Here is a 4,705-nt window from a genome sequence, read left to right on the forward strand (position 1 = left end):
CCATCGCGCGTGACCATCAGGCCGGCATACAGGACGCCCTTGTATTTCTTGTTTTCAAATCTTAGGCCGGCGATGGTCGGTTCGATGATGCTTTTCATGATCGTGTTGAAAAGCTCCCGGCTGATCTGCGGCGCCGGCGAAATCGCGCCCATGCCGCCGGTGTTGGGCCCCTTGTCGTTATCCAGCGCTTTTTTGTAGTCCATGGCCGTGGCCAGCGGAATGATACGCTTGCCGTCACTGATCACCATGAACGACATTTCCTGCCCGGTCAGGAACTCCTCGATCACCACCCGTTCGCCCGACTTGCCGAACTTCCCGTCCAGCATGATCTCTTTGATGCCCTCCTCGGCTTCGCTCTTTTTTTGGCAGATGTAGACCCCCTTGCCGGCGGCCAGCCCGTCGGCCTTGATCACCAGGGGAAAGGAAGCGCTGCGGAAATGATCCATGGCATCGGCGGCAGAGGTGATGGTCTTGAAAGCCGGAGTGGGGATGTTGTTCTTGTTCATGAATTCCTTGGCAAACGACTTGGAGGTTTCGATCATGGCCGCTTTCTGGGTGGGGCCGAATATTTTCAGGTGGCGGCTGTTGAACTCGTCGACGATGCCCAACGCCAGCGGATGCTCCGGGCCGACCACGGTCAGGTCGATCTTTTCCGCCTGGGCGAAATCGGCCAGCTCGATGATGCTGGTCGGCTTGATGTCGACGTTCTCGGCCAGGCTGCCGGTGCCAGGGTTGCCGGGAGCGGCGAAAATTTTATCCACCCGCTTGGATTGCGAGATCTTCCACACCAGGGCGTGTTCCCGGCCACCCGAGCCGACGATCAGTACTTTCATCTTGACTCCTTGATCTTTCCCGGACAAATTATAGAAAATAAAAATGCTTTGCGCAAGCAGCACAAACTATCCACCGACTTTGGTAGTCACACTCTGGTTTCAGCAAGTTCTGATAGTGGCTGAAACCATTTAGTGTGACTATACCAACACTGCATGTTTTTGACGATTTACCGATATTGTCAAAAACATAGTGTTGGTATGGATTTAGTTTGTCTGTCCCAGCAGGGGAAGAACAAATTATTCGGACACGCAGGCGGTAGTCACACTGGATCGTCAAACTATGGTTTCAGCAAGTATAAATATGGCTGAAACCATCTAGTTTGACTATAGTGTGGGTATTTATTCGGTGGCGAAATAGACGGGGTTCTCGGCCAGGAAAAGATCGCTGAAGATGTCCTTGACCACCTCGCCCGGTAGGCCCTTGGAAAGCGGAAAGCCGGCATAGTACAGCAGGGTGGGAAACAGGTCAGCCAGGGAGATGGTGTCCTGGAACAGCCCTTTTTTCAGCGCCGCTTTCTCGTACAGCAGGAAAGTGCCCAGCGCGTTCATCGACTTGTAGACGAAAATATCGCGGCGGCCGATATAGTTGACCAGGATGCGCCGCCAAACCGGCAGCGGCTCGGTCTCATATAAGCTCAGCACGATCAGCATCTCGTTGTCGCCCATGGAACCGATGATCTTGCCCAGCACCGCATCGTAATATTCATAATATTTATCGAGGATCCAGCCGTACTCTTCGGGTCCTTCTGGGCCAGCGAGGAGGAGAAGAACTGCACGAAATTGTTGTTCTTCTTGAGGTTGTTCTCGGCATACGTGGGCCAGACCGGGGGATTGATCATGGTAAACGTCTTGAAGCCGTTCGCCTGGTAGAATTCCTTCAGCCGGTCCAACCGTCCGCCGGAAACCCTTTTGTAGAAGCTGGTCACGTTCAGCTTGGCCGAGTTCCTGAAAAAAATGTACTTGGGAAAATTGTCGAACTCGCAAAGGGCGTCGCGGAACTGGAACTTGAAGTCGGAATGCTCGGCGAAATTGGCCGGCGATTCGCCGCTGAGAAGGGTATTGAAGAACGACAGCTCGGGGTTGGGCCGGAAGGTCCTCAGGCGGCCCATGACGCCGTTTTCCTTGATCCAGTTGAAATTCAACAGCTTCGACTCCTGTGAAACGCTGAGCAGGTAATTCAGCGACAAGCCCTCCATGATCACCAGGTTGAGCTGGCGGGGCGGGCTGATGACCGGCGCCGTGTATTTGAAGGCGGACGGAGCGACGGGATGCTTTTGCCTCAGCAAGGTGTAGCCGGCCCAGACGTCTAGGCCAACGAGGAGCATCAGCAGGGCCTGGAGCCATCTTTTGCGCCGCGACTTCAGGAAGATGAAGACGATGCCCAGGATCAGGATCAGGAAATTGAGCAGCAGGATCTTGATGAAGTTGTTCTTGGCGTCAACGGTGAAGAAAACATAGTAATAATCGTAGTTGGCGTAGAAGAGCACCGAGGCGATCATGACCGTGAAGGAAAGGAAGTACACCGGCGTCGGCGGATTGAAAAAACCGATCGGGTACTTGCGCTCGGCGAAAAACTGCACGAAGAAAAAGCTGACCGCGATGAACACCATCCACAGCGGGCCGTAATAGGTAAGCAGGTTCAGGAAAATGGGCAGCAGCATGTCCGGCGCGATCGTCACGCGGGGGTTCAGGAAGGCGATCAGCAACAGGGTGAAAAAGGTGAACAGGCAGGCGGTCAGGATGAAATTGATGACGAGCTTCAGCGAACGCAGCAATTTACTTTTCGTAGCCCTGAGACGTGGTGATCAGCATCAGCGTGGTCTGGCCGATCTTGAACTCGGTCTGGTCGGTGATCTCGGTGATCGAGACCTTGTCGTCGCTGATGAAGGTGCCGTTGGTGCTGCCCAGGTCGCGCAGGAAGACCTTTTCGTTGCGCACCTCGATGGCCAGGTGCTTGCGCGACACTTCCTTGTCCGGGATGATCAGGTCGACCTTGCCGCGTCCGATCAGGACGTAGGGCTTGTTCAGATGGTAGATGAAGCCGGCGCGGGCCCCCTTGATCACGGCCAGGGAGATTTTCCGGTCATCGGGCAGTTTCAGGTTTTCATTGATCCACAGCGAGTCTTCCACCTTCTGCTGCAGGATCTTGGCGGTGTCCTTCTTGCTGGAGGAATCGCTCTTGGGTTCCATGACCTCGAATACGGTCTGGCAGCGCGAGCACTTCAGCTTGTTCTTGCCCTTGACCCGTTCGTCTGAGATCTCGTATTTGGCCTTGCACTGCGGACATTCGATAATCATGGATAAATTATAACATCAAAAAAAATCATTAGTCAAATGGCAAAAAGATTTTATCGCCGATTTGCAAGTTCATTTTTTTGGCCATGCCGCCCTTGAGCTCCAGGACATAGCGCGCCGGATACTTCGAGTCGTAGCCCGGGCAGGGATCGGAGATGCAGGGAGGGACAGCCAGGTGCATGTCGACGATCTGCTGCCCCCCGTTCAAATAAATGATATCCAAGCTGATCCGCGTGTTTTTCATCCAGAAACTGCGGAAGTCTTCCCCGGGAAAGACGAACAGCATGCCGTAGTCATCTCTGATGCAGCGGCGGAACATGAGGCCTAGGGCGTGTTTTTCCGGGGTATCGGCGATTTCCACCTGGAACGGCTTGTCCTGGACGTAGATGGTGACGAAGCGGTTGGCTCCGTTAAGTAAGCCGGCCAAAGACATCAGTAAAACGAATATTCTTTTCATATCAGGGGGACGAAGACCACGCCGATCAGCTCGTCGGCCGTTATCTTGCCGGCCCGCTTTTCGTAGCGGACCAGGCGCTGGATATCGCCGCCCACGGGGGCGATGACGATCCCGCCCTCGGCCAATTGTTCGAAAAGGGGCTCGGGGAAGCGGCCGGGTGCAGCGGTCAGGATCATGCGCTCGTAGGGGGCGAACTCGGGCCAGCCCTCCTGGCCGCGCCCGATCTTGAATGAAATGTTCCGGTAATTGAAGCCGTTTGTCAGCAGATCGGCCGCGGCTCGGCTAAGTTCGGGGATGACTTCCAGCGAATAGACCCGGGCCGCGATCTCGGCCAGTACGGCGGTCTGGTAGCCGGAACCGGTGCCGATCTCCAGCACGTTCTCATCGCCACGCAGTTCGAGCGCCTCGGTCATGTAGGCCACGATGTAGGGCTGGGAGATGGTCTGCCCGAAGCCGATGGGGAGGGGGCCGTTGATATAGCTGAGCCTTCGTTCGGCCTCGGGCACGAAACGCTCGCGCGGCACCTTGGCCATGGCGCGCAGGACGGCTTCGGAGCGGATGCCGCGATTGCGGAGCTGCCCGTCCACCATGGCGCGGCGCTGGGCTTCGTAGTCCTCGTCCATGTCAGTAGGATTTGGCGAAAATCACCGTGTGCGCAGCTTTTTTCGCACAGGCGACGCAAGCGGTTCCCGGCGCGGCGGCATCGTCCAGGATGACGCGGATGGTGGCCGCGGTGTCGGCCTTTACCTTGGCCTCGCAGTCAACGCCGCCGCACCAGCCGCAGCGGATGAAGCCGCGGCTGCCGGCCATGGCTTCCTGGAGCTCGCTGTAATTGCGCGCCTCGCGGGTGTTCTCGTCGCGGAAGGCCTTGGCCTTGGCATAGAGGTCGCCCTGGATCTTCTCAAGCAAGCGCTTGAGCTCTTCGGCCAGTCCGTTCCAGGGGACGAAGCTCTTCTTGCGGTCGATGCGGCTGACCAGCACCACCTGTTTTTTTTCGATGTCCTTGGGCCCGATCTCGATGCGCACCGGCACGCCGCGCATCTCCCAGTCGGCGTATTTCCAGCCCGGGGTGAAGGTGTCGCGGTCGTCCAGGTGGATGCGCACCCCGGCGCTCTTCAGC

7 protein-coding genes are annotated in these 4,705 nt (G+C 56.7%); all 7 read right to left on the reverse strand.

The genetic code is table 11. The features are described 5' to 3' along the window. On the reverse strand, window positions 1–833 hold an 833-nt coding region (gene purD / locus NTW95_00775), incomplete at its 3' end, for a phosphoribosylamine--glycine ligase (GenBank protein ID MCX6555960.1). 339 nt (window positions 834–1,172) lie between these two features. Next, complete coding sequence (locus NTW95_00780) at window positions 1,173–1,523, reverse strand: hypothetical protein (GenBank protein ID MCX6555961.1); 351 nt, start codon at window positions 1,521–1,523, stop codon at window positions 1,173–1,175. Then, entirely contained in the window at window positions 1,478–2,608 is a 1,131-nt protein-coding gene (locus NTW95_00785) for a hypothetical protein (protein MCX6555962.1), read from the reverse strand. Before NTW95_00785 ends, NTW95_00780 begins: the two co-directional genes overlap by 46 nt. 1 nt (window position 2,609) lies before the next feature. Next, window positions 2,610–3,131 carry a zinc-ribbon domain-containing protein gene (locus NTW95_00790; protein MCX6555963.1) on the reverse strand — a complete coding sequence of 174 codons (522 nt, stop codon included), beginning with the start codon at window positions 3,129–3,131 and terminating at the stop codon, window positions 2,610–2,612. Window positions 3,132–3,159: 28 nt separating this feature from the next. Beyond that, complete coding sequence (locus NTW95_00795; GenBank protein MCX6555964.1) at window positions 3,160–3,561, reverse strand: DUF192 domain-containing protein; 402 nt, start codon at window positions 3,559–3,561, stop codon at window positions 3,160–3,162. Between the two features lie 20 nt (window positions 3,562–3,581). Further along, window positions 3,582–4,208 (reverse strand): protein-L-isoaspartate(D-aspartate) O-methyltransferase, encoded by a 627-nt coding sequence (locus NTW95_00800; GenBank protein MCX6555965.1) that lies wholly within the window; start codon window positions 4,206–4,208, stop codon window positions 3,582–3,584. 1 nt (window position 4,209) lies between these two features. After that, window positions 4,210–4,705 (reverse strand): His/Gly/Thr/Pro-type tRNA ligase C-terminal domain-containing protein (locus tag NTW95_00805; protein ID MCX6555966.1); only part of this gene is annotated, 496 nt, incomplete at its 5' end.

Source organism: Candidatus Aminicenantes bacterium, assembly GCA_026393795.1.
In the GTDB taxonomy this organism is placed as follows: Bacteria; Acidobacteriota; Aminicenantia; order UBA2199; family UBA2199; genus UBA2199.

Bases quoted from the DNA above. Each gene is read 5' to 3' on its own strand.
- NTW95_00790 (MCX6555963.1), bottom strand. From the start codon at position 3,131: ATGATTATCGAATGTCCGCAGTGCAAGGCCAAATACGAGATCTCAGAC.
- NTW95_00800 (MCX6555965.1), bottom strand. From the start codon at position 4,208: ATGGACGAGGACTACGAAGCCCAGCGCCGCGCCATGGTGGACGGGCAG.
- NTW95_00795 (MCX6555964.1), bottom strand. From the start codon at position 3,561: ATGTCTTTGGCCGGCTTACTTAACGGAGCCAACCGCTTCGTCACCATC.